The 25,117-nt window shown below is 41.1% G+C and carries 20 protein-coding genes; 5 read left to right on the top strand and 15 right to left on the bottom strand.

Features of this window, described 5'->3' with window-relative positions; genetic code table 11:
- Positions 1–162 precede the first annotated feature (162 nt).
- From SB775_RS24970 to SB775_RS24960, 3 genes are all read right to left on the bottom strand, one after another.
- Positions 163–612 carry a threonine/serine exporter family protein gene (locus tag SB775_RS24970; RefSeq protein ID WP_176431972.1) on the bottom strand — a complete coding sequence of 150 codons (450 nt, stop codon included), beginning with the start codon at positions 610–612 and terminating at the stop codon, positions 163–165.
- Between the two features lie 16 nt (positions 613–628).
- Positions 629–1,384, bottom strand: coding sequence for a threonine/serine exporter family protein (locus SB775_RS24965; RefSeq protein WP_410863831.1), 756 nt, complete (start codon positions 1,382–1,384; stop codon positions 629–631).
- A gap of 301 nt (positions 1,385–1,685) precedes the next feature.
- Positions 1,686–2,492 carry an alpha/beta fold hydrolase gene (locus SB775_RS24960; protein WP_089363730.1) on the bottom strand — a complete coding sequence of 269 codons (807 nt, stop codon included), beginning with the start codon at positions 2,490–2,492 and terminating at the stop codon, positions 1,686–1,688.
- 161 nt (positions 2,493–2,653) lie between these two features.
- On the opposite strand from SB775_RS24960, the gene SB775_RS24955 reads away from it, so the two are divergent.
- The gene (locus SB775_RS24955) at positions 2,654–3,922 is read left to right on the top strand and encodes a dicarboxylate/amino acid:cation symporter (protein ID WP_410863829.1); all 1,269 of its coding nucleotides are present in this window, start codon (positions 2,654–2,656) and stop codon (positions 3,920–3,922) included.
- Between the two features lie 136 nt (positions 3,923–4,058).
- Positions 4,059–4,718, top strand: a complete 660-nt coding sequence (locus SB775_RS24950; RefSeq protein WP_410863827.1) for a lysoplasmalogenase — start codon at positions 4,059–4,061, stop codon at positions 4,716–4,718.
- 84 nt (positions 4,719–4,802) lie between these two features.
- On the opposite strand, the gene SB775_RS24945 is transcribed toward SB775_RS24950, so the two are convergent.
- From SB775_RS24945 to gltC, 3 genes are all read right to left on the bottom strand, one after another.
- The gene (locus tag SB775_RS24945) at positions 4,803–6,002 is read right to left on the bottom strand and encodes a class I SAM-dependent rRNA methyltransferase (RefSeq protein ID WP_410863825.1); all 1,200 of its coding nucleotides are present in this window, start codon (positions 6,000–6,002) and stop codon (positions 4,803–4,805) included.
- A 110-nt stretch (positions 6,003–6,112) separates the two neighbouring features.
- Positions 6,113–7,105 (bottom strand): PTS sugar transporter subunit IIC, encoded by a 993-nt coding sequence (locus SB775_RS24940; RefSeq protein WP_089363738.1) that lies wholly within the window; start codon positions 7,103–7,105, stop codon positions 6,113–6,115.
- A 596-nt stretch (positions 7,106–7,701) separates the two neighbouring features.
- Positions 7,702–8,604, bottom strand: a complete 903-nt coding sequence (gene gltC / locus SB775_RS24935; protein ID WP_410863824.1) for a glutamate biosynthesis transcriptional regulator GltC — start codon at positions 8,602–8,604, stop codon at positions 7,702–7,704.
- A gap of 155 nt (positions 8,605–8,759) precedes the next feature.
- Between gltC and gdhA the strand changes: the two genes are divergently transcribed.
- Entirely contained in the window at positions 8,760–10,142 is a 1,383-nt protein-coding gene (gdhA, locus tag SB775_RS24930) for an NADP-specific glutamate dehydrogenase (RefSeq protein ID WP_410863822.1), read from the top strand.
- A 198-nt stretch (positions 10,143–10,340) separates the two neighbouring features.
- Here gdhA and rbsD read toward each other — a convergent pair whose 3' ends face one another.
- The 9 genes from rbsD to SB775_RS24885 form a co-directional block, all read right to left on the bottom strand.
- Positions 10,341–10,691 carry a D-ribose pyranase gene (rbsD, locus tag SB775_RS24925; RefSeq protein ID WP_318681551.1) on the bottom strand — a complete coding sequence of 117 codons (351 nt, stop codon included), beginning with the start codon at positions 10,689–10,691 and terminating at the stop codon, positions 10,341–10,343.
- Positions 10,688–11,569, bottom strand: a complete 882-nt coding sequence (gene rbsK, locus SB775_RS24920) for a ribokinase (RefSeq protein ID WP_410863820.1) — start codon at positions 11,567–11,569, stop codon at positions 10,688–10,690. Before rbsK ends, rbsD begins: the two co-directional genes overlap by 4 nt.
- Positions 11,566–12,552: a LacI family DNA-binding transcriptional regulator gene (locus tag SB775_RS24915; protein ID WP_089363720.1), complete on the bottom strand. Its 987-nt coding sequence runs from the start codon at positions 12,550–12,552 to the stop codon at positions 11,566–11,568. Before SB775_RS24915 ends, rbsK begins: the two co-directional genes overlap by 4 nt.
- Before the next feature lie 381 nt (positions 12,553–12,933).
- On the bottom strand, positions 12,934–14,745 hold the full coding sequence (locus SB775_RS24910; protein WP_410863818.1) for an IucA/IucC family protein: 1,812 nt from the start codon (positions 14,743–14,745) through the stop codon (positions 12,934–12,936).
- 22 nt (positions 14,746–14,767) lie between these two features.
- Complete coding sequence (locus SB775_RS24905; RefSeq protein WP_410863816.1) at positions 14,768–16,096, bottom strand: lysine N(6)-hydroxylase/L-ornithine N(5)-oxygenase family protein; 1,329 nt, start codon at positions 16,094–16,096, stop codon at positions 14,768–14,770.
- Entirely contained in the window at positions 16,071–16,655 is a 585-nt protein-coding gene (locus SB775_RS24900; RefSeq protein ID WP_410863814.1) for a GNAT family N-acetyltransferase, read from the bottom strand. The genes SB775_RS24905 and SB775_RS24900 overlap by 26 nt, the downstream gene beginning before the upstream one ends.
- Positions 16,645–18,447, bottom strand: coding sequence for an IucA/IucC family protein (locus tag SB775_RS24895; protein WP_410863813.1), 1,803 nt, complete (start codon positions 18,445–18,447; stop codon positions 16,645–16,647). Before SB775_RS24895 ends, SB775_RS24900 begins: the two co-directional genes overlap by 11 nt.
- Positions 18,448–18,449: 2 nt before the next feature.
- Positions 18,450–19,970, bottom strand: a complete 1,521-nt coding sequence (locus tag SB775_RS24890; protein WP_410863811.1) for a pyridoxal phosphate-dependent decarboxylase family protein — start codon at positions 19,968–19,970, stop codon at positions 18,450–18,452.
- A gap of 7 nt (positions 19,971–19,977) precedes the next feature.
- A complete protein-coding gene (locus SB775_RS24885; RefSeq protein ID WP_410863810.1) occupies positions 19,978–21,330 on the bottom strand; it encodes an aspartate aminotransferase family protein in 1,353 nt (450 codons plus the stop codon).
- A 772-nt stretch (positions 21,331–22,102) separates the two neighbouring features.
- Here SB775_RS24885 and SB775_RS24880 point away from each other — a divergent pair.
- Together SB775_RS24880 and pepT are read left to right on the top strand one after the other, a co-directional pair.
- Complete coding sequence (locus SB775_RS24880; protein ID WP_410863809.1) at positions 22,103–23,584, top strand: alpha-amylase; 1,482 nt, start codon at positions 22,103–22,105, stop codon at positions 23,582–23,584.
- 179 nt (positions 23,585–23,763) lie between these two features.
- Positions 23,764–24,999 carry a peptidase T gene (gene pepT, locus SB775_RS24875; protein WP_089363714.1) on the top strand — a complete coding sequence of 412 codons (1,236 nt, stop codon included), beginning with the start codon at positions 23,764–23,766 and terminating at the stop codon, positions 24,997–24,999.
- Positions 25,000–25,117: the final 118 nt, after the last annotated feature.

Raw genomic sequence — 25,117 nt, 5'->3', positions numbered from 1 at the left:
CCCCGATTGAATATCGAGAAAAGGCCGCAGCTTGAAATACTCTTTTTTTATTGTCTACTTGACAGGGTTATGTGCATTCACCTATTCTCCTTTCTCTTTTATTTAGGTTGAAAATTTTCAAAATCAGTAAGGAAAATAAAAGTGGATTCCTTTACAATTCATCTAACTTCTCAATCTTATCTTCCTTCTATTGTATTTCGTTACTAGCTGGTTCATGACTTCTGCAAAGATCAGCCCCATTGCTATCGCACCAGCCAGCATGAAAGCCTTGGCGGCCAATTGAACGGCGACATTAAAATCATTTACGACAAAATGCTTCATCGCATCATATGACAAGCCTCCTGGCACGAGGGGGATGATTCCCGATACATTAAAAATCGTGATCGGGGTTTTATACCTTTTAGCAAAATACTGGCTGATAACCGCAACGATAAATGCAGCCGCTAATGTTGCCATGATGCTGTTTATCTCATTTTTAACCAAAAAGAAGTATAAGACCCACCCTAACATCCCTACGCAACCACATTGAAACAATGAATTTTTCGGTACATTGAAGATCACTCCAAAGGCGGCTGAGGCAATGAAACTTGTAATAAGCTGTGCAAACATCATTCTTCCCCCTCTAAAATCATAAGAAAACAAACGCAGCCGATATTCCTGCCCCAATGGCTAATGCAGTCAAACCTGCATCCGCACCCTTGGATAGACCCGAAACTAAATGCCCTGCAATTAAATCCCTGGCTGCATTAGTAATTAACAGCCCTGGCACAAGCGGCATCACCGCTCCAATGATTATCGTGTCCAAATGACTTCCAACCCCAATATGGACAAAGAACATAGCCACTAAACCTACAACTAAAGAAGCTATAAATTCAGCAAAAAAACGAACTTCCAGTAACCAGTGCAAATAAAGCAGGCAAGAGAACCCCATTCCTCCAGCTATACAGGACCAGATGAAATCATTCCACTGTCCTTGGAACATGATTAAAAAACAGCCGCTCGCTATAAATGCAGCAAAAACCTGACCCCACATGGGATACCCCATCCCAGCCTTTTCGATTTCCTTTAACCGTAAATAGGCTTCCTCTGGTGACATTTCCTTGCTGGAAATGCTTCGGGATATACTGTTAACAAGCGTTACCTTATGTAAATCTGTAGATCGTTGGGAAACTCGAATTAATTTGGAGGCTGGGTACATTCCATCCAGCGAAAAAATAATTCCTGTGGGGGTTGAAAAACTGTGGGAGTCACCGCATCCATACGCTGCAGCAATTCTAACCATCGTATCTTCCACCCTTGATGTTTCCGCTCCGTTCTGAAGCATGATTTTTCCCGCTAGTAAACATACATCTATAATTTCATTGTACGGTAACTGATCTTCCATTTTATCCTCTCCATCACTTTCTGCGTAATAACAGATAAACGATCTTACCAGTTTAAATCCACCTCATAATAGCCCAATTCCTCTGAAAAGGATATAAAAATATACCTATTTAATTTATCAACACCATCTAATTGCGGTACATACAACCTTAGTACCATTATTCCCTTTATTTCTTGCTGAAACCGCTTGGTTAATAGAAAAATACAATAGTAAGTGAAGTATTTATAATGAAAAATGAATGCAGGCACGAGGCCTGCATCCCTTTATAATATACTGTCATCATCCAATATATCCTGTACCTTTACACTCCTTTTTGTATAAAGCCATCTACGGTTTCATTAAACAAGTCGCTTTCTTCAATGAATGGACAATGGCAACTATCTTCAAAGATTACTAGTTCGGAATTCGGAATGTTTTTATGCAAATGTTCCCCTGCAGCTACCGGGATGACTTTTTCAAGCCTTCCAAAACAGAGAAGTGTGGGAACATTGATTTTTGGCAAGAATTCACGATAGTCGACAATCGATTGATCAAATAGAATGGCACTGGCAATGGATTCTGGCATTTTGGTCACTTCCCCGAGCATCCAGCTTGCATCCGCTACAGATAATTCATTTTTAAACATGGAGGCAAGGAAGCTTTGTAAAAATGGGGAACGGTTCGTTTGAATTTCAGTCATGAAGGCAATCAACGTGTCCATATCAAATGCGCCAATATTAAAGTCGGGCCACTTAAAATCAGAGGCCAATTCATCGACAATCACAGTTGAATGAATATTTCCCTCACCGAATTGCTTGAGATAATCCCAGACGACAAAAGCCCCCATGGACCAGCCTACGAGTATGACATCCTGTAATCCCAGTTTACCAATGAACGCATGAAGATCTTTTGCATAAGCGGAGACTGTATTCCCGTAATGAACATGATTTGACTGGCCATGGCTTCTTAAATCAAGTAAGATCGTTCTATACTTTTCTGAAAAGTACGGAACTTGCCTTCTAAAGAACCGGCTGCTCATCCACACACCATGGATAAAAATAATTGGTCTCCCCTGGCCCTTTTCTTCATAAAACAACCGAACGCCTTCTTCCACCTCAATAAATGCCATTCCATCCCTCCTTCACGATATTTTCAAATCCATTCCCTATTATTTATTGCGTTTCATCTTTTAACATTCCTTCCTATAAAAATATATTGTCAAACATCATCTTAGAGTTGATAATGAAGTATATTTTTATTGTATCTTCATCCTGAAAGGACGGAATTTTTATGAAGAGTTTTATCAAAAACTATCGATCCTCCTTAATACTGCTCACTGCCATTATTATCGGTGGGATAGCGGGCGTCGTTTTCGGTGAGAAAACCTCGGTCATACAGCCGCTAGGGGACTTATTTCTAAATCTTATGTTTACGATCATCGTGCCATTGGTATTTTTCAGCATTGCTTCAGCGATTGCCAATATGAGCGGAATGAAGCGTCTCGGGAAAATCATGGGCAGTATCGTTGTCGTCTTCCTGACAACTGCCGCTTTAGCTGCCGTCATTGGGTTTATTGGGACAACCATCATCAATCCCTTGGAAGGCACAGATACGACAGCCATTAAAGAACTGATGGAAAACAGTTCCTCTGAAGAGCACATCGAGAAAGTTTCTTTCTTCAGTCAACTGGTCAACACAGTAACCGTATCTGATTTCCCAGAACTGTTATCCAGAAGCAATATGCTTCAGCTTATCGTTTTCTCAGTATTAATCGGACTTTCCACTGCATTGGTCGGTGAGAAGGCAAGACCGATTACTGAGTTTTTGACAGCGGGTACAGCTGTCATGATGAAAGTCGTTAAAATCGTCATGTACTATGCTCCAATTGGACTTGGTGCTTATTTTGCTGCGATCATCGGGCAGCTTGGGCCGCAGATTTTAGAAGGCTATGCTCGCACTTTCATTCTTTATCTAGTTTTAGCTTTGATTTATTATTTTGGCTTCTTCACTTTGTATGCCTTTATCGCAGGTGGGAAAGATGGAGTTAACCTATTTTGGAAAAATGCCCTGGCACCTTCCATTACAGCCATCGCAACTTGTTCCAGTGCCGCGTCCATTCCAGTCAATCTGGAATCGGTCAAGAAAATGGGCGTGCCAAGGGATATAGCGGAGACTGTCATCCCACTCGGAGCCAACACTCATAAAGATGGTTCTGTATTCGGAGGGGTATTGAAAATCGTTTTCCTATTCAGCTTATTTGGAAAGGATATGACAAGCATTTCAAGCATTTTAAGTATACTTGCTGTTGCCTTTTTGGTTGGAGCCGTCATGGGCGCCATTCCTGGGGGCGGCATGATTGGGGAAATGCTGATTCTTAGTGTATTCGGCTTTCCTGTTGAAGTTCTGCCGATCATTGCGGTTATATCCACGATTATCGATGCTCCTGCTACACTGCTTAACTCAACAGGAAACACGGTTTGTGCCATGCTTGTCACGCGGCTTGTTGAAGGGAAAAACTGGTTGAAACGAGCATTCATTAAAGAAAATTCGGCGGTATGATTTTAAGATATAAGAACTGACTCCTGGTTAACCAGGAGTCAGTTTTTTCATTTTCACGAATTTCCTTCAAACCTTTTTTAAATGACAAGGGGTTCCTTACCCTCACATAGAATTAAAGATTGAAGGAGGGAATTAAATGTTAATGAAATGCTTACCTGCTGCCATCCTTTTCACGGGATTATTATATATTTACTTGATACCGGAAGAGCCTTTATCCATAAAAATCATCTTCAAGATCGTTCCCATGTTATTGATTTTACTCTATGCCGGCGCAACAGGGCGAAGGCAGGATCGATACAAATCCTTAATACTTCTTGGTTTATTCTGTTGCATGCTTGGAGATGGATTGTTAATCTGGTTCGTCATCGGGCTTTCCGCCTTCTTGATCGGCCACCTTTTCTATATTTCCGCTTTCTTTAAACTATGGAGCTTTTCATGGCTTCGATTCGCGACGATTTTCCCAATTTGTGTTTACTCCACTTGGATTGGTCGTGAAATTGTACTTTCTTTAATTGAAAAAGGTGAAAATAGCCTCATCATCCCTGTAATCTGTTATGTAACGGTCATCTCCCTCATGTGCTGGGCGGCATTTATGACCGGAAATGCCGCGGCAATCATCGGCGGGGTCCTGTTCGTGATCTCGGACTCCATTTTATCTTGGAACAAATTTATCGATGATGTTGCCTTTTCTGGTCCGTTGATCATGCTCACCTACTATGCAGCTCAGTTTTTCATGGCTTACAGCATTCGTATGAAGCCTTCTTTCCATTTATCGAAAGGGCTGCCTATCCAGTGAATCCGAATATCCGTTCGTTCCACATGAAACATTCTCATGAAAAAAAGGCATTCACAGCTCTAATGGAACTGTGGACGCCTTTCCTTATCCTTTAATTTTTTTAATGAAGACTACTTTTAAATAATTTCCTTCCTTATATTCCGTACTTGTTTTAAAATCAGCCGGCAATGAGAATTCTTCCATGAGCTCATATTTCCCATTCATCTCCCTGAAGGCAGCATCAATGAAGCTCTTGAATTTCTTCATGTCAAACGTACTGCAATTAGTTGATGCGATAATGATGCCATTGTCTTCCGTAATGGAAATGGTATCCTTCAATAGATTCGTATAGTCTTTTCCGGCGCTGAAAGTAAACTTCTTTGACTTGGCAAAGCTGGGTGGATCGAGGATGACCATTTCAAATTTCAAAGCCTTCTTCACTGCATATTTAAAATACTTAAATACGTCCATCACCACGATATTTTGAGCTTCAGGATCTATTCCATTCACACTGAACTGCTCGATCGTCTTTGGTAAACTGCGATTCGCCAGGTCGACACTAGTTGTTTTAACGGCACCGCCTAAAGCGGCAAACACGGAAAATGCCCCAGTGTAGGAGAACATATTCAACACAGTTTTCCCTTTTGCGTATTCATCCCGGATTTTCCTTCTGACATCGCGTTGATCAAGGAAGACACCGACCATTGCCCCATCATTCAGATAGACAGCGAAATGAACTCCATTCTCCTTTACAAGAAGCGGAAATGCCGGCTGTTCACCCATGACAAAGTCGTCTTCTTCTACATATTGCCCCTTCGTATCAAATCGTTTCTTCTGATAAAGCGACTTTACCTCGACCGTATTCTGCAGTGCCTTAATGATATAGTCTTTAAATGAATAAATCCCTTTGCTGTACCAGCTAATGACATAATGACCATCATAATGATCGATGATTAAACCGCCAATTCCATCACCTTCCCCATTAAACAAGCGGAACGCTGTAGTCTCCGTATCTTCAAAAAAAGACTTTCGGAATTCATATGCCGCTCGGATTTTGCCATTAAAAAAGGTTTGATCAATTTTTTCATTTTCTCTTCGGGTCAATACCCAGCCATAGCCTTTGTTTTGTTTACCATAATAACCTTTTGCTAGAAAACGGTTATTCTCATCCACCAAACGCACTAAAGATCCCTCTTCCTGAAGGTCATTATGGTTGGCTATCGACTCTTTAACAATCAAGGGAAAGCCCTTGCCGATTTTACTTACGAACTTAGCTTTCACTTTTATATCTATTTCTTTTCCCATATATATCATCCCATCTTTGCAATTGCTTTCTTCCCCATTTTACCCTAATCCCTTTATAAATAAAAACGAGCCTGGTTCCGTCACAAGGCTCGTTTCTCCAAAATCTTTGATTATGATACTTCTAAATGAAGATCTCCCGGTTTTACTTTACCCATCATCTTCAATACTCGATGTAAGGCAAGGGTGATCACAGCTGGCAAGACCATGCCCACTGCCACATAAACCAGGAACGTGTACAACCCTTGACCCGTAATGATAGCAATCGGGGCAATCAATGAACTTAAGCCCATCCCCCCAAGCTCATACGGTACTTGGAAATCGAATGCCAACGTAGCGATAGGAGCACAAATGATTGCCGCTACAAATGGCGGGACGACATATAATGGTTTTTTGATTAAGTTAGGAAATTGAACTTTCGGCGTAACCACCATCTGTGCAAGGAATCCACCCATATCATTATCTTTATAAGACATGACAGTGAATCCAACAAATTGAACGGTACATCCGATTAAAGCAGCCGCGCTTGAAACAGGATCTAACTGTAGGGCAATAGCAAGAGCAGCGGAAGAAGCCGGTGTCATCAATAAAATGCTCCATACCAATGCAATGACCATGGAACCAATTAATGGAGAACCTTCAACCTGAGCTGTAATTTGACTGCTTAACCATGTCAGGAACGGTGTCGTAACAAGTGCTAGACCATATCCAGAAACCCCACCGACAAGAACAGCAGCCAATGGGATGGCCATGATATCCAACTTTGTTTTGCCTATTAGGCGCTTACCTACATAAGTTGCAATTAAGGCTGCCAGAACGGCACTTAGTGGCTGACCCGTAACAATCGTGAAGGCACCCTCAGCAGTTCTGTTGATGGCAGCACCGCCAACTGCACTTGAGGCCATGGCGCTAAAGATAATTAATGAATTACCTCCAAGCTGATAGGCGATACCTGCTCCTAAAGCTGGGGCTAGCAAGACCTTTGCGGCACCCCCTATTGCCAGGAGGACCTCCCAATCTAAATATCCCCCTATCGATTCAAACAATAACCCGATTCCTAATGTTACCAAAACTGCGTTGGCTATCCCTGTTGAAGCCTTGTACATTCGATCGCTGATGTATTCTTTCCTGCTCACTTTATCTCCACTCCTTATAAATTATCAGAATATTCAACTTAACAAAAAACCTATTATTTGGAAGGGTACACCAGTTTTTTTACTTTAGTGTCTTGTTACTAAGTTCACAAGCAAGGCTCAAACAATTCCACAAAATTAATCCCACTAACATAATAAGAGAATAATAATATGAAGTAATTCATATTATTAAATACTCATCTATTTCGCCGCTACCTATAATGTCTGTTCGTATAATAACATGAATTTTCTGATAATGTAAGAAGTGTTTTTATTCTAATAAAATAATAACGCTTACAAAAGGGGGTATATATCACATTTTCATACAGTTAGGTCCAATATTGTATTATTTTAATATAAATTAATCCTTTTATTACTAAAACACTCTAAAATTCTGGTTTTAAGCCGGAATAGCTAATACATTATTCCAATATAGGTTTTTAGCATTTACAACTACAAATTATTCCTCTTTTTATAAAAAAAAGAGAATCCATTTAAATTGGATTCGCCTCTATACTATGGTATAAATGAGATCTTTCATAAAGAATCCCCAGCTTTTAAATTCTCTTCTATTGAAAACCTTCCAAAGTTGCAAAAGTGTCTCTCAGGAATCGATAAAATAGTTTCTCCGTTGGCATTAACTCCCTTTCAGTTGGAATAATAACACCTACAGCCCTAGTTACGGATGGTTCATCCAACGGCAGTCTAACTGTAAAACGAGGTAAGCTGTCAATCAGTGAGATTTCTGGTATTAAGGTTACGCCAAGTCCTGCTGCCACTAGACCTTTAATAGCATCAGTATCTTTTCCTTCAAATGCAACTTCTGGCTCGAAACCGTGCAGTTTACATGCCTTCATAACAATATCACGTAAAACATACCCCTTAGGATATACGATGAACGGATTTCCTTGAAGTTCATTTAAGTTTAATGACTTCTTCAAGGCCAAAGGATGACTTTCTGACAAAAGAGCGACCAAGTTCTCAATAAATAGAGTTTCTCCGTGAATTTTCTTTTCGTTCGCCGGTAGAGGTCCAATTAAGGCCATGTTAATATTTCCTTTTATAACAGAATCGATCAGGTAGCGATATGAGCCTTGTTTCAAAGTGAACTTCGCTAGCGGGTAAATCTCTCTGAAATCAGAAATAACCTTTGGCAATATATAAGAAGCTAAACTACTTGGAAAGCCAATACGAATTGTCCCTTTTTCCGGATTTAAGCTCTCAGCAAGCTCACGCTTTGAACGATCAATTATATCCATAGCTTGTTCCATATTCGCTAAAAATGTATGTCCTATAGGTGTCAGCTTAATCTTCCGGCCTTCGCGGATAAATAAAGGCACACCTAATTCCTCTTCTAAATTATAAATTTGACGACTTACTGCAGACTGGGCAACATGCAAAGCCACTGCTGCTTCCGTCATATGTTCACGCTTTGCGACTTCAATGAAATATTCGATTTGTCTTAATTCCAATGTAAGCTCCTTCTTTCATATCAAAACGGCATGTTATTTATCTAATATTCAGATTGTTTCTTTCAAATTTGAATTATATCATTAAAGTATCACATAAAAACGTATATATATATTCAAATATATTTTCATGCTACCAAAAAAGGGGAGAAAAGGTAATGACAACGTCACATGAAGTTGAGCAAGAGGAAATACAGGTCGCCAAAGAGTTTGTAAGTCAAGTATACGCACAGGTAAAGGAGCGTAATCCTCACGAGAATGAATTCCATCAAGCCGTAAAAGAAATATTCCTTTCATTAGTGCCAGTATTTTCAAAACACCCTATTTATATGAAAAGTGGGATTTTAGAAAGACTCGTTGAGCCAGAAAGAATGATTACCTTTCGTGTCTCTTGGGTTGATGACTTAGGAAATGTACAAGTCAACCGTGGATTCCGCGTGCAATTCAACAGTGCCATTGGGCCATTTAAAGGCGGTCTACGTTTTCACCCGACAGTAAACTCCAGTATTATCAAGTTCCTCGGTTTCGAGCAAATCTTTAAAAATTCTCTTACAGGACAGCCAATTGGCGGTGGAAAAGGCGGATCTGACTTCGATCCAAAAGGAAAATCAGACGCTGAAATCATGCGTTTTTGCCAAAGCTTCATGTCAGAACTGGCTCGCTATATCGGTCCGGATACAGACGTACCGGCAGGGGATATCGGGGTAGGGGCTAGAGAAATCGGTTATCTATTCGGTCAGTATAAAAAGATTCAAGGCAGCTACCATGCAGGTATTTTAACTGGTAAAGGCATAAGTTACGGCGGAAGCTTAGCCCGTACAGAAGCGACTGGATACGGAACAGTTTACTTTGTCGAAGAAATGCTAAAAGACAAAGGTTTACAATTCAATGGCAGCACAGTTGTTATTTCCGGATCTGGCAATGTATCCATTTATGCCATTGAAAAAGCTACACAGCTGGGTGCTAAAGTTGTTGCATGTAGCGACTCTAATGGCTATATTTATGACAAAAATGGTCTGAACCTGGATACCGTTAAACGTTTAAAAGAAATAGAAAGAAAGCGTTTGAGCGAGTATGTCGATGCTCATCCCGAAGCTGAGTACAATGAAGGAAGCTATGGAATTTGGTCTGTACCATGCGATATCGCCCTTCCTTGTGCAACACAAAATGAAATTGATGAAGAAGCAGCAAAATTGCTTGTTAAAAACAACGTGAAAGCAATCGGCGAAGGTGCTAACATGCCATCAACTCTTGAGGCTATTGACGTATTCCTTAATAATGGTATCCTATTCGGACCAGCCAAAGCCGCCAACGCAGGTGGTGTTGCCGTTTCTGCACTTGAAATGGCCCAAAACAGTGCTAGAATGCCTTGGACATTTGAAGAAGTCGATACGAAACTACACGGTATCATGAAAAATATTTATAAAAACAGTGTAGAAGCAGCAGAAGCATATGGTGTACCTGGCAACTTAGTTGTCGGAGCCAATATTGCGGGATTCCTTAAAGTAGCAGATGCTATGCTGACTCAAGGCATACTTTAATAATAAGTTAAAAATAGGAGACAGTCCCAATATGGGCCGTCTTATTTTTGGCAAAAGAGTGATTACATAATTTTACAGGTATCCTTATAGGAGCGAATGTTAAATTATGTAGCATGATTTCATGGGCTAGATTGATATTCTGCTTATTCAACTGGTTAATATGATTTTTACATTGTTAGCCCACCACATCGGCATAAACTAATTTAATGCCAATAAATGAACCATTGATCCCAAAAAAAGGAGTGTTTTAAAATCCTCATGCGAAACATATTCAATCGCATCTCCGAATTGCTGCTCCATATATTGATGCTGTTCTGGATTTTTATCCTTCACTTCAGTGGCAGCGATAACTTTTTCAATAACCATATCTTCGTGAACGGCTCGAACGACATCTTGAAATGATGGTGTTCCAGTCGTCAATGCCAAATCTATCTTGCAAACTCCCACTGGCACCGGCAGCCCGGCATCACCTACGACAATATAATCTGTATGACCAAGGTCTGCTAGGACCTTGGCTATTGAACTATTGATGATTCCTTGACGTTTCATGCTAAGCCCCTTTCGACTTCTTTCCTTTGCGGCATGCCACCTTGAGCACCTAACTTCGTCACGGAAATGGAAGCTGCCCGGTTCGCGAATAACAAACATTCGTCAAAACTTTTTCCTTCCGCAACACCCACCGCAAAAGCAGCATTGAATGTATCCCCTGCCCCTGTTGTGTCCACCGCTTCCACTGCAAAGCTTGGAACAACCTTTTCTTTATGCCCGTCAAAATATCGGACACCATTTTTTCCTTCTGTAATGAATAATTTATTTGGATACTCAGTCAAGACTTTCGTTCGATCTCTCCCATTGAATAGTATTTCGAATTCATGCTCATTCGGTGTAAGGAAGGATGCCTGTTGAATGACAGCATCGCTTAGCTTGCGGGCGGGAGCTGGGTTCAAAAGTAATTTCTTATGAAGCGTGTTGCACAATTCAGCTAGATATTCCACCGTTTCTTCAGGTATTTCCTGCTGAACCAGCACGATATCCGATTCCTGAATGACCTTTTTCGCCTTTTTTACATATTCAGGAGTAATGAAATCATTTGCACCTTTTACGACAATAATGCTGTTATCACCTTCTGAAAGGGTGATGTGTGCTGTCCCGGAAGCGGAACCTGTAACCGGTTCCACATACTCTGTGTTTACATGATTTTTTTTCAGGTTATCTAATATGATCTCTCCATAGACATCATCACCTACACATCCAACCATCGATACTTGTGCACCAAGACGGGCCGCTGCCACAGCCTGATTGGCTCCTTTCCCTCCAGGAACCGTTATAAAAGACTCTCCTAAAACCGTTTCCCCGGCCATTGGCCGCTTTGCTGATGTCACCACTAAGTCCATTGAGGAACTTCCCACTACTGTAATTCTAATCATGTCTTCTCCGCCTTCCTTCTCGTTGTTTGTCTCTCCACAAAAGAAACAGGGAGCTTTTTGTGCGTTACTTCCAATTTTTCCTGATTGATCCTTTTAATGAGCATTTCCGCCGCTTGTGCCCCCATCTCATAGGCTGGCTGCCTTATTGTCGATAATGGTGGGTGCAATAACGATGTAAAAGCGATATCATCATAGCCGATCAATTGTATGTCTTCCGGAATCCGTATTCCCCGTTTTAAAATCTCCTGAAGTGCGGCAGCTGCAACGATATCATTACAAGCTATGATTCCATCCGTTTCCGGATATTGCTCGAACAGCTGTCCCACACAAATTTGGCCGCCCTGAAGGGTCAGAGTTGAATCCATGACTTGCACGTTCACTTCCGCTTGTTCCAATTCCTCCAATGCAGCCTTATATCGTTCATATACAGGCTTTATTTCGACTGGCCCCCTAATGAGGACAATATTCGTACTGCCTCTATCCAGCAATACGCGTGCTGCCAGCTTACCGCCTGTCTTTTGATCGGAATAAACGGCTGGTAATTTCTCTGCTGTACGGTCGAGAAGGACTACTGGAATATCCAGGTTATCGAAGTTTTCATTTGCTTCTTCACTAGTGGAAGCAATCATGCCCACTACATTATTCTGTAGAAAAGTGTCAATATATTCTATTTCTTTATCTCTCTTTTCATCGCTATTTCCAAAGATTAATCGATATCCAAATTGCTGCAGATAATCCTCGACACCTCTTGCCATTTCTGGAAAGAAGGGATTCGTAATGTCCGGCAAGATTAAACCAATCAATTTGGATTTACGTTTGTAGAGGGATCTTGCCACTTCATTCGGTTTATAGTTTAACTTTTCAACAGCCGCCATGACCACCTTTTTTGTGTCCTCATGTGCATAACCACTGCCATTCATCACTCTAGAAACCGTAGCAACAGAAACCCCAGCTTCCTTTGCAACATCCCGAATAGTTGCCAATATATCCACCTCAATACTCCTATGTAACCGTTTACACAATAGCTTATCACCAATTTATATGAACGGCAAGTCCTATTCCAAAGATAATTTTTAGGGAGTTTGAACCAAAGAGGATAACACAATCTTTTTGTTTGCTATTATCGCTCTATAAACTTTTTAACAAAATTGATTGGAACGGGTGTACGAGACTCCTTCGGGAAAAGCGCGTCTAGGGAGACCCCGTAGGCGTAAGCCGAGGGCTGACCGCTCGCGGAAAGCGAGTAACAGGAGCGGAAATCAACGGTCAAATTGTAAAAGCTATAAAAAACAGTAGACAAACTCGATTTTCCTCGGGTTTGTCTACTGTCTGAAACTGGCTCAAAAGTCTGAGCAAGCTTAACTTTAAAGCGTTTTTGCAGGTAACTTTTCAAAAAGTGCATTATTCACATGCCCAAACTCAGATGCATGCGGACGGTCTTCACCATCGCTATAACCATATTGAAGCATCCGATTTCTATTCAGGCATAGTTTTGTCAATTTTGGCGCAAAGAAATTGAATGTATCGAAACGATCCTGTAGCATAGGGAATTTTTTCTGATGTGTATGGATTGTTTGAGCGATACATTCCCAAAAGGCATTCTCATCCAAAAGGGACCTTTTCATCAGAAGTGTTGACAAGTATCGGAAATGACAGATGAATAGTCCCGTGAAAATGAATTGAACCAGCCCCTCGGGAGTCTCACTTCTTAGTACTTTCCTTAAATCATCAGGAAGGCTGCTTAATTCAGGAAGCGGCTGATCACTGACGTTTACATCATCTACAAAATCCTTGATGGCCAAACGGTGAGGCTTGTAATCCTTCAAGACTAAAATGGTATTTTGGCCATGCGGCGAGAATACCAATCCATATTGATAGATAAAATGTAATAATGGTGATAGAATGACGTCGAATAATTGAGCTGTCCAGGCTTCTGCAGTCAATCCCGATTTTTCAATAAGGCTTTCCACATATGGTTTCCCTTTGCTGTCCACATGTAAAAGGGACGCAAGCGTAATGGGCTTTTCGCCCTCTTCCATATAACTGTAAATGCTTTCTCTCCAAATACCGCCCAGCATCTCTAAATATTGATAGGGTACATTCTCTAGCTTGGAATAATACGGGTGATCAACATTTAAACTGGCCACTTCACCAGGAAGCACCACTTTGCATTGTTCTTTCAAGAATGAATCATTTTCATAAATGTTCTTTATATACTCTGTGATTTTTGGCGCAATGACTGTGCGTTCAGCTGGTAATCCACGGTAGACTAGCGTATTTAAAATGCTCATTGGCAGCTTGACGTGGTGTTTATTCTTATTCGATACATTAACAAATGTCCGGATGGATTGTTGCGGCAGATACTCATCAGGACCATTTCCTAAAGCTACAATCAGCCCTTTAGCCAAGTCATCGGTAAAATTCTGGATGATTACATTCTTCCACTGCCATTCATGGACTGGGAGGTAGTAATAGTTTTCTGCCTTCAGCCCTTTCTCTGTCAATCTTTTTACAAATGATTTTTGGGTTTCCTCATCTAGTTCATTCTCCATCAATTGCTTATAGGACAACGTTTCGATGGAATTGAACTCACCCCTCGTTTTATGGACCGCAATCCATGATAACTGAACTTCCTTCTGGTTTTCTGGAGCAAACTTCAAGTAATCATCAAAACCGAAACCGATTCTTCCCTTGTTATAAGCGATCCAAGGGTGACCGCTCATTTCTCCTTCAAGTAACGCATAGTCCAGCTCGACTAAATCATCCGCGTCTTGTTCAGGTTTGGATAGCAATTGAAGGTCCGCAAGCAGCGTATGATGGAATTCTTTAATTAAATGTCCTGTTGTTTCTGCAGTCATCCCAATTAACGGCTGAATGTCTAAAATGAATTGAATAGCATCATTGGCTTGTGTAAAACCTTCCATTTCGCAGACCTGGATCGACTCAGCCTGTACTTCATAGCTGTCAAAAAGACGGGGCGAAGCCAAAAATTGATAAGATTTCCCCTCATTAATCTTTAACTCATATAGGTTTCCTGCTTCATTTTCTTTCAATACTGCTGGATGGATCATATCTTCATACATATACTCAGAAATCATCTTGGCCAGCAGGTTTTGGTTTACTATCGACCAATTTTTTTCAGAAACCGCCTGTTCCACTTCATTCATGAACTGCATATATTGCTCCCCTTTCTTTCTATTAGTAAGCCATGACTGGTGATTTTACACGGAATGACTGAAAAGCACCCTTTGGCTCGGATGGATAAACCTCTTTACCTGCCAATTGATTGATAATAATGGAATTTCGGAATGCCCCTAATCCTAGATCAGGTGCCCCCACGCCATGCGTATGTACCTCGCCATTTTGAATAAAAAGATGATTCGCTGTAGGGATGGTCGTTCCAACCCGATAGTCTTTCGTAATTGCAAGACGGCCTAAATCATCGCGGATTAAAAGCTCTTCCATGGTGTCAAGAAATGCCGGAACGGTCGATTTATAGCCCGTTCCAAAAACAACAGCCTCTGTATCCACATCAAATTCACTTTCTTCCACCCATTGTGAACATTTCAATGTCCAGCCATTTTCAGTTGGCTCTACGGATGCAACTTCCGTCATCGCCCTAAGTTCAATGGAAAGCTCTGCATTTCCAATCGATTTTTCATACATCTTGTCAAAAATCGCCGCAATTGTTGTCGCGCTGATTCCTTTATACAAGAGGTCTTGTTTTGGTAAAATGTCATCCTTCTTTTCCTGTGGCAGCCGATAAAAGAAATCAAGGTAATCCGGAGTGAAGTACTCCAACCCAAGTTTTGAATATTCCATAGGGAAAAACCCTTTGGACCTTGTATACCAGTTTAGCTGGTAACCATGCTTCTCCTGCTCATTCAGAAGATCTTCAAAAACCTCGGCCGCACTCTGTCCAGATCCGACAACCGTGATGGATTTTTTCTTCAGGACATTTTCTTTGTTCCGTAAATAATCGGCCGAATGAAGGATGCTCTCTCCTTTATATGGACTAAATGCAGACGGTACAGTCGGGGCACTTCCAATTCCCATGACTACATGGCGGCTATAATAGACTTCGATCTTTTGTGTTTGTTCATCCCTTACACTGATTTGATAGAAGGTTTCATCTTGATTCCCTATATACTCCACCGCCTCCACCGCTTTTCCAAAACAGCAGCTATCAAGTTGATTGGCAGTCCAGCGGCAATAGTCGTTATATTCTTTTCGTGGAATCAAGAATTTTTCAAGGAAGTAGAAATGATAAAGCCGGTCATGCTGCTGTAAATAATTCAGGTAACTATATCGACTTGTCACATCTGCCATGCTGACTAGATCAGCAAAGAACGGTACCTGCAGAGTTGTCCCCTCCAACAGCATCCCTTCATGCCAATTGAATTCCTGCTTTTTCTCAAAAAAGACGGCATTCAACTCCGGGGTTTTCTCCAAAAGGGCTGCAAGTCCAAGATTAAAGGGACCTATCCCTATCCCTACCAGGTCATAGATAGATTGTTGCTTCTCCATACTTCCACTTCCTCTCGAAATTCTCCCGTGTACATGCCATGAGTAATGCTGTTTTGTCAGGGAGCTCAATTTCTTTAATTGGGGTAAACCCACACTTTTCAAATAGATGAATCATCTTTGCGTTCCGGATATCCGGTTCTGCCATCACCTTTTTTGTTCTAGCAGTAAGTAGTTGGTATTTCACCATTGCACGTAAGAACGGCAAAGCCAGTCCTTTTCCAAGATAATCTGGATCACCAATGAGTAAATGAATGCCTTGATCTCCCTCTTCGGACTGATAATAGTCTTCGATGATATCGCCTTTTACCCAATACGATTCCCAATAGCTCATTGGGATTGAGTCCAGGCAGCCTAAATAGATTGTTTGGTGTGCATCAGCCAATGCCTTTTGCAAATGAACAGCAAATTTTTCTTTTGTGAAATTCAAATTCCAGTAGGGTATTACATGATCTTCATGCATCCATTTATGCAGTGTATCTAAATCCCTCTCAAATTCAACTTTGACGAATGAAAGCTGTTGATTACAGTCCTTCGGCATTTCTTCATAACTATTTTTCATGGACGGCTAAAACCCCCTGCGCGAATGGATTTTCAATGGTTGTATAAACGGATTGCGTCTCAAGTGAACCAACAAGCTCATCCATATCATGAAACCGCGTCAGTAAATTAGCCTTACAAGATAATTCCCGGGCATGAAGCAACCTTGCAACAACTCGATTCAACCCTTCATCTCCGCTTTCCCTGCTGCTTGTTTCCAGTTGTTCCTGAACGAGCTGTAACAGGGTTTTCTCTGATACTAATCCTTCCGTACCAAAATTATTGATCAAGCCTAATAAGTGATTAAAAAAGAAATAGTATTGCAGTCTTTCTTCAGCGACTTCATCAGAACAAATCGTGAAGCTTTTTTCACTTAGTTCAGGCAGGATCTTCAACAGCCTGTCTACTTTGGAGTCACAATAGTAATACCCTTGATTATCGCGATAATAAAAAGTGGATGGATACCCATCTTGAAGTTGAATGATGGAATTTTGTTGATGGGCTTCTAAAACGATTCCATACACTTCAAATAGCCAAAGCATCGGTTTTAATGTCATTGAAAGATAAGTTTTGAACCAATCCTTACTTACCTCTTCGGTACTGCGGTTTTCATCAGCTGATAATTTGCGGATGATCGCTCCAAGCCTTGATGGTGCACCATAGGCATTATCCTGGCATAAGCCTGCAATCAGGCTTGCTTGTTCATTGTTTTCATAAAAAGGGTTTTCCCGGATATCAACATCGAATCCTGATTCTTGTTCTGTTGTTTTGATCGTTAGATAAGCAGGGTCCTTAATAATACGGAAGGAGGGATGCTGTTCTTTTAGCACGTCTCCCACTTTTGAATCGATTAATTTAGCGATTTCCACACCACGATCAAGTTCTTTTTGCAGATTTGTACGTAACGAATTCGTGATTTTGACCGGAACGGAAAATTTGTACATATATCTCGATGTGGCACTATATACCGTTCTAAAAGAAGAGGTAGCCGTGAATTTTTTCCCAAGCGGTCCCACGTAAATTAGTGTTCCTTGCTCGATAAGCCTTTTAACTTCTTCTTTTTCGATAAGCACTTTTGCCTGGAGCGGATGTGCTGGGATAATGCTATACCGGCTTTCCGTTTGGCAATACGTGTCACGGAATTCACTGGAAATCTCCAAGTCACCGGCTAGTTCCTGTTTAATGATTTCACTTGCCGATCGGACTTCACTGGAATCTTGGATGACGATCGAAGGCTCTGCCAGGAAGTAGTGCAGCTGAAACTCACCTTTTAATTCGGGTGAATAGATCCATTCATCTTTTTCTGAAATGCCCTGCTTACTTTTCGGTGTAGGATGGAACAGGTGCCCAAATAATAGCGACTGCTCCGCTTCGATAAAGGTAAAATCAGGACTTTGAAGCGCATCAATGTCTTCTGTCCTTGCTTCCACATACCGTTGGATATTTTGGCTGCTCAGGATGACACGCAGCATCAATTCATCTTCACTATCCGTCCTGCCCTGCTCATTCAATAATTCTTTAGAAACAATCGAGACCATCGTCACATAATCTAATTCACGTACTTGTTTGGATGCATTTTGGTAGTAAACCGGGAAGGTAAAAATATGACGCCCCGTTTCCGACCAATATTTCAATGGAACTAGCAATGCAATATCTTGGGATAAGAGATTACTGACTAATAATGAATCCGGAATGGAACCCTCCAAACCAGGCCAGTTCTTCGTTTCCTCCAAACTGCAATTTCCAGTTTCCCGGAAATAACAATTCAAAAAGCTTTGCATCGTCGCCCTTTCAGCTATCTGCTTACCATTCATCTTCATTCCTCCATCATCTTGAACATTTCACCTAATACTCGGATTTCGTCTAAAATTCCCTCAATGTGTTCAAGCCTTGTCATTGGATTCAATAGTGTCATTTTTAAATACACCTGTCCGTCAAAACGCGTTTTTGCTAAAAATGCCCGTCCGCTTTTCAGTAATTCTTGCTGAATCTGTTTATTTAATAGATTTACTAACCGATCACTTTCTCCCTCGGGATTATAACGGAATACAACCGCATTCAATTCAGGGTCTTTATTTAATACACTGAATCCTTCCGCTTGATCGATCTTCACAGCCACTTCACGTGCAAGGTGACAAGTATAGTCAATCATTTCGGCAAAGGTATCCAGTCCGACAACCTTCAATGACATCCAAAGTTTCAGTGCATCGAACCTTCTCGTCGTTTGCACCGATTTATTGACCAAGTGAACCATGCCCTCCGCTTCATCTTCCTGTGGATTCAAGTAATCGGCGTGATGCTGGATATATTGAAATGAGTTGGTGTCCGAGACAAGAAATGCACCACAACTGATGGGTTGGTAGAATAATTTGTGAAAATCAACCGTAATCGAGTCTGCCAGTTCAATTCCGCTGATTAACTCTTTGTAATCCTTACTTAAAATCATCGCGCCGCCATATGCAGCGTCCACATGCAGCCATATCCCATTCTTCCTTGCTGCTTGGGATACTTCATGTAATGGATCGATTGAACCGAAATCCGTCGTTCCGCAAGTAGCAACGATAGCAAATGGAAGTAAACCCTGTTCCTCTAAAAGCAGTAACTCGTTGTTTAATTCACCCATAGACATACGATGATTTGAATCCGTTTTAACCGTGATCACTGCCTGTTCTCCAAGCCCCAGCTGTGCCGCTGATTTACGAACTGTAAAGTGGGCAGCCTCGGAGCATAAAATCCGCAATTTTTTCGCCTCGACCGGCAAGCCATGCTGTTGAACATCCACATCCCAGTAACGCTTACAATAAGCGTCCCTCGCCAATAGCAGTCCCATATAATTAGATTGGGTTCCACCGCTTGTGAAAATCCCATCCGCTTGTTCAGGCAACCCTACCTGACTGCACAGCCAATCTATTAAATGCTCTTCAACGAAGGTTGCCGTCGAGCTTTGGTCCCATGAATCCATGGATTGATTCAACGTACCGATAATCATTTCGGCAGCCACTGCAGGTATCAGTGTCGGGCAATGCAAATGTCCGATACAAGTAGGGCTGTGTACATTGATGCTGTCATTAATAACAAACTCTGCAAGCTCAGCAGCTACTGCTTCCATTGTCTCCCCTTTTAAGGAAGCGAGGGTCACCTCGTTTAACCTTGCTTCTATTTCATTCGGTTTTTTCCCAGAGTAAGCCAGATTGTTCCCCTTTAAAAAATTCGTCAGCTTTTTTTCTATGATTTTTAATGACTGGCTATAGTTATTGAAACCTTCTTCGTTGTTCAAAAATAATGGAGAATAGGCAAAATCAGTTTTTGTTTTAGTTTTAGTTATCATTTCGATCATTGATCATTCACCCTCTAGCAACAGCTGCACGAACAGCCTGTTCAAAAATTGCAGTGGCTTCATAAAGCTGGGATTCCGTTACGATCAATGGAGGCAAGAACCTCACTACACTTCCATGTCTGCCGCCAACTTCCAAAATCAACCCTCTTTGAAAACATTCCTGCTGAATGGCACTGGCAAGTTCCGAATCAGCTGGATGGCTTCCGTTCGCATTTTGCGGTTCTTTATGGTTGACCATTTCCACACCGACCATTAATCCACGGCCTCTAACATCCCCGATTTGCTGAAAATCCTTTTGCAAATCTCTAAGAATATTACTTAAGGTTTCTCCCATTTTAGCGGCATGATCCACAAGATTCGTCTCTTTCATATACTTTAAAGTTGCTGTTCCCGCTGCCATCGCCAATTGATTTCCACGGAACGTACCGATATGTGCACCTGGAGACCATATGTCCAACTCTTTGTTATAAATCACAACCGATAATGGAAGACTCCCCCCTATTGCTTTTGATAAGACCAGAACATCCGGAATGATTCCTGCATGTTCAAAGGCAAACATTTTCCCTGTCCGGCCGATACCGGATTGAACTTCGTCGATAATTAGCGGAATTCCCTTCTCTTTTGTTATTCTTCTGATTTCCTTAAGCCATGGAATTGGAGCGGGAATGGAACCACCCTCTCCTTGCACTGCCTCTAAAATCATTCCTGCTGGTGCCAATAAACCGGACTCAGGATCGTTTAGTAGATTTTCGATATACTGACTACTGATTTTATGGCTCTCTTCTCCGCCAATTCCAAAGGGACAGCGATATTGATAGGGATACGGCAGGAAATGTACATCCGGCATCAACCCTTGTATTTTTTCCTTTGGTTTTGTATTACCGCTGATTGACATGGTTGCATGGGTTGCCCCGTGGTAAGCCCCTTGGAAGGATAAAATGCTTCTGTTGCCTGTGGCTGTTTTAACTAATTTAAGTGCTGCCTCAATGGCATCTCCGCCAGTAGGACCACAGAATTGAATTTTTGCGTTTTTTCTGAATTCTTCAGGCAGGCTTTCAAAAATTTCATCAACGAACTGCTCCTTGATTGGTGTCGTAAAGTCCAATGTATGTAAAGGCCGTTTATCCTTAAGAACTTTTTCCATTGCTTCAAGCACAGCCGGATGATTGTGTCCGAGTGCTAATGTTCCAGCGCCGGCAAGAAAATCAATATATCTTTTTCCGTCCATGTCCGTTAAATAAATTCCCTCCGCTTGATCGATGGCCATGGGTAATCTTCTAGGATAAGATCGGGCATTTGATTCCCTTGTGTTTTGTTGTTCCAGTAATTGATCATTTTTTGTAAGCATGTTCGTTACCATAGTGAGCCTCCATGTATTAAATTAATTGAGAATAATTATCATTATCATGAAATTCATTCTACTGATAATGATTATTATTCTCAATAAGTAAATCCGCTCATTTTTCTTCTAGTAATTTCCAATAAAATTATGAAAAGGTTAAAATTGGGACTTGATCCCTATTTATACATTAAACAGAAAATTAATCTTAAGGTTTTATATAGTTGTGTTTCTAAGCTAAGTAAAGATGAAAATTATGAAAATGAGGAGTCACCAAAGAATGGTTTGAGGGGTGGCGGGAATGGCTTTTTGACAGTAACCACAACTTAAAAAGCACCTTACATTATTGTTATTTATTAACGTTAGTCATGTTATTCCATAAAGGGTCCTATAATGGAATATGCGAAAGTACTAAGTTCTTTTAAAATGATATTTTTTAAACAACTATTACCAGTTTAGAATAATAGGGATTCTTTTTTATTGAATTGGCGTAAAGCCTTCCATTACTTTCGCCGATGACTTTAGACCAAAACCTTAAACTATATCGTTTTCCGCCTTCCTTATACTTTAACCGGATTATTCCGCCACCTTTTATTAATTTTTAGCTGCTAATCAATATAAAATATCCTTACTTGGTATAAAATAGTAAAATAGAGAGGTAAATGAACCTCTATTCAGAGGGATTGTTTACTTGTTTATCATTTGAAATTAGAGGGTAAAGATTTTCACTATTACTTTATCGATCGTTCAGCTTCAATTTTGTCAAAACGTGTCGGTGTCAGGGGGGAAACGGATGAAAAGAAATCATACGATGATGCAATTTTTCGAGTGGCATCTTGAGGCGGATGGTTCTCATTGGGACAGATTGAGGTATGCAGCCTCCAAGTTGAAGGATACAGGAATTGATTGCGTTTGGCTTCCGCCAGTTACCAAAGGGCAATCCATTGGGGATAATGGATATGGAATATATGACGGATACGATTTGGGGGAATTTGACCAAAAAGGAACCGTTCGTACCAAATACGGGACAAAAGATGAATTGCTTCAAGCGATAGCCACCTGTCATAACTACGGACTTTGCGTTTATATCGATTTAGTCATGAACCACAAAGCAGGAGCTGATGGAACCGAAAAATTTGAAGTCATTGAAGTCAATCCGGACAACCGCATGGAAGATATCTCAGAACCATTTGAAATTGAAGGCTGGACAACATTCGATTTTCCAGGCCGTAAAAATCAATACTCTGATTTTAAGTGGAACCATACTCATTTTAATGGTACGGACTATGATGCCAAAAACGACAAGATGGGTGTTTATCGGATTACAGGGGAAAATAAGCATTGGAATAAGCATGTCATCGATGAATTCGGCAACTATGATTATTTAATGTTTGCCAACATCGATTACAGTCTGCCAGAAGTTCGTCAGGAAATGATTAGCTGGGGAAAATGGATGGTTGATACGTTAAAGTGTGATGGTTTTCGTTTGGACGCCGTTAAACATATTGATTATGAATTCATCAACGAATTTCTAAAGGAACTCATTCCTTATACAAAGGAACATTTCTTCATGGTCGGCGAATTTTGGAAGGCGGATGTTAAAGCTTGTCAAACTTACTTAGATCAAACCAATCATGACCTCAACTTGTTCGATGTTTCCCTGCATTATAAATTTCACGAGGCTTCAAAAGCAGGAACTGACTTCGACCTCTCAACCATCTTTGATGATACCCTCGTCCAAACCAATCCGGCACAGGCCGTCACTTTTGTCGACAACCACGACTCGCAACCTCATGAATCACTGGAGTCTTGGGTAAAGGACTGGTTTAAACCATCGGCATATGCACTTATCTTGCTTAGACTTTGCGGTTATCCCTGTGTCTTTTACGGGGACTATTATGGAATCGGCGGGCCTTCTCCGGTACCTGGAAAAAAGGATATTCTAGATCGCCTACTATATGCCAGGTATGAAAAAGCTTACGGAGAACAGACCGACTACTTTGATGATCCAAATACGATAGGCTGGGTCCGGCACGGAGTTGAAGAGCTAGAAGGCTCGGGGTGTGCCGTCATTATCTCAAATGGAGATCACAACAGTGAAAAAAGGATGTTCGTCGGTGAACATCGAGCTGGTGAAACCTGGAGTGATTTAACCTATCATAGAGATGACCACATTATCATTGAAGCAGATGGTTTCGCGACCTTTCCCGTTCATGGGAAAAGCGTATCCGTATGGGCATTAAATGATGTACCACTTAAAACGACACCACTCTAAAATGAGATAGCAAGGAACAGCATGTCGTTTGGAGATGTGCTGTTCTTTACTGATGACATCGCCCTTGAAAACCCAGGAGTATCATTCCTTCACAATGCAATTGGATCGTTACCCACGGAAAGATAATTTTTCCATTCGAAGCAATCATGGTAAGATAAGGGAAAAGGAGTTGAAGGAACGTGAAAAATGAAATCATTGAAAGATTCACTTCTTATGTTAAAGTGGATACCCAATCGAATGATGCAAATCCCTCATGCCCCTCTACACCCGGACAGTTAACCTTGGCAAATACATTGGTCCAGGAACTTCAATCAATTGGGATGAAGGAAGTCACAATGGATCAGAATGGTTATGTCATGGCTACCTTGCCAGCCAATTCAGATAAGGATGTCCCGACAGTTGGATTTTTGGCTCATATCGATACAGCTACGGATTTCACTGGGAAAGATGTAAAACCGCAGATCGTTGACAACTATGATGGTAAAGATGTTACTTTACATGAAAAATTGGATGTCATCCTCTCACCTGATGATTTCCCTTCGCTTAAGAATTATGAAGGGCATACCTTGATAACGACGGATGGTACAACCCTGTTAGGAGCGGATAATAAGGCTGGCATTGCCGAAATCATGACTGCCATGGATTATTTGATCCAGCATCCGGAAATCAAGCATGGAAAAATCCGTGTTGCCTTTACTCCCGATGAGGAAATCGGCAGGGGACCCCATAAGTTTGATGTAAATGCGTTTAATGCCCAATTTGCCTATACCGTGGACGGTGGACCGCTTGGGGAACTTGAATACGAGAGCTTCAATGCAGCATCGGCCAAAATCCTGATCAAAGGGACGAATATTCACCCTGGTACCGCTAAAGGAAAAATGGTGAACTCGGCTAAAATCGCCATGGAATTCCATAATAAGCTCCCAGTGGCAGAAGCACCGGAATATACGGAGGGTTACGAAGGATTTTATCATCTGATTTCATTCCACGGTGATGTGGAAGAGACCAAGCTTTCTTACATCATCAGGGATTTCAACCGCCAAAAATTTAATGATCGTAAGGAATATATGACAAAAGTCATCGAAGATCTAAAAGAAAAATATGGGCAAAAGCGTATCCAACTTGAATTACACGACCAATACTTCAACATGAAGGAAAAAATTGAACCCGTGAAGGAAATCGTGGATATTGCCCATGAAGCAATGGAGAAACTCGGTATAAAACCGATAATCTCACCTATACGCGGTGGTACTGATGGATCTCAATTATCGTATATGGGATTGCCGACACCTAACATTTTTACGGGCGGCGAGAACTTTCATGGCAAGTATGAATTTATTTCCGTCGACAATATGGTACTGGCCACAAAGGTGATTGTTGGCATTGCCTCGCTCCTTGAAGAAAAAGCGAAGTAGCTTGATACGAAATGACTTTATTGAAAAACCCCCCGACTCCATGAACTGTGCCCTTCAAAATGGACAGTCTTAAAAAAAGACCTATAATTTAAGCAGCTAATAGATGACTCCCGTATTG

Source organism: Peribacillus sp. SIMBA_075 (assembly GCF_046534585.1).
The sequence above is the reverse complement of the archived record's forward strand: the minus strand, read 5'-3'. Positions and strand labels throughout refer to the sequence as shown.

Bases quoted from the DNA above. Each gene is read 5' to 3' on its own strand.
- SB775_RS24970 (WP_176431972.1), bottom strand. From the start codon at position 612: ATGATGTTTGCACAGCTTATTACAAGTTTCATTGCCTCAGCCGCCTTT.
- SB775_RS24965 (WP_410863831.1), bottom strand. From the start codon at position 1,384: ATGGAAGATCAGTTACCGTACAATGAAATTATAGATGTATGTTTACTA.
- SB775_RS24960 (WP_089363730.1), bottom strand. From the start codon at position 2,492: ATGGCATTTATTGAGGTGGAAGAAGGCGTTCGGTTGTTTTATGAAGAA.
- SB775_RS24955 (WP_410863829.1), top strand. From the start codon at position 2,654: ATGAAGAGTTTTATCAAAAACTATCGATCCTCCTTAATACTGCTCACT.
- SB775_RS24950 (WP_410863827.1), top strand. From the start codon at position 4,059: ATGTTAATGAAATGCTTACCTGCTGCCATCCTTTTCACGGGATTATTA.
- SB775_RS24945 (WP_410863825.1), bottom strand. From the start codon at position 6,002: ATGGGAAAAGAAATAGATATAAAAGTGAAAGCTAAGTTCGTAAGTAAA.
- SB775_RS24940 (WP_089363738.1), bottom strand. From the start codon at position 7,105: ATGTACAAGGCTTCAACAGGGATAGCCAACGCAGTTTTGGTAACATTA.
- gdhA (WP_410863822.1), top strand. From the start codon at position 8,760: ATGACAACGTCACATGAAGTTGAGCAAGAGGAAATACAGGTCGCCAAA.
- rbsD (WP_318681551.1), bottom strand. From the start codon at position 10,691: ATGAAACGTCAAGGAATCATCAATAGTTCAATAGCCAAGGTCCTAGCA.
- rbsK (WP_410863820.1), bottom strand. From the start codon at position 11,569: ATGATTAGAATTACAGTAGTGGGAAGTTCCTCAATGGACTTAGTGGTG.
- SB775_RS24910 (WP_410863818.1), bottom strand. From the start codon at position 14,745: ATGCAGTTCATGAATGAAGTGGAACAGGCGGTTTCTGAAAAAAATTGG.
- SB775_RS24905 (WP_410863816.1), bottom strand. From the start codon at position 16,096: ATGGAGAAGCAACAATCTATCTATGACCTGGTAGGGATAGGGATAGGT.
- SB775_RS24900 (WP_410863814.1), bottom strand. From the start codon at position 16,655: ATGAAAAATAGTTATGAAGAAATGCCGAAGGACTGTAATCAACAGCTT.
- SB775_RS24895 (WP_410863813.1), bottom strand. From the start codon at position 18,447: ATGAATGGTAAGCAGATAGCTGAAAGGGCGACGATGCAAAGCTTTTTG.
- SB775_RS24890 (WP_410863811.1), bottom strand. From the start codon at position 19,970: ATGATCGAAATGATAACTAAAACTAAAACAAAAACTGATTTTGCCTAT.
- SB775_RS24885 (WP_410863810.1), bottom strand. From the start codon at position 21,330: ATGGTAACGAACATGCTTACAAAAAATGATCAATTACTGGAACAACAA.
- SB775_RS24880 (WP_410863809.1), top strand. From the start codon at position 22,103: ATGAAAAGAAATCATACGATGATGCAATTTTTCGAGTGGCATCTTGAG.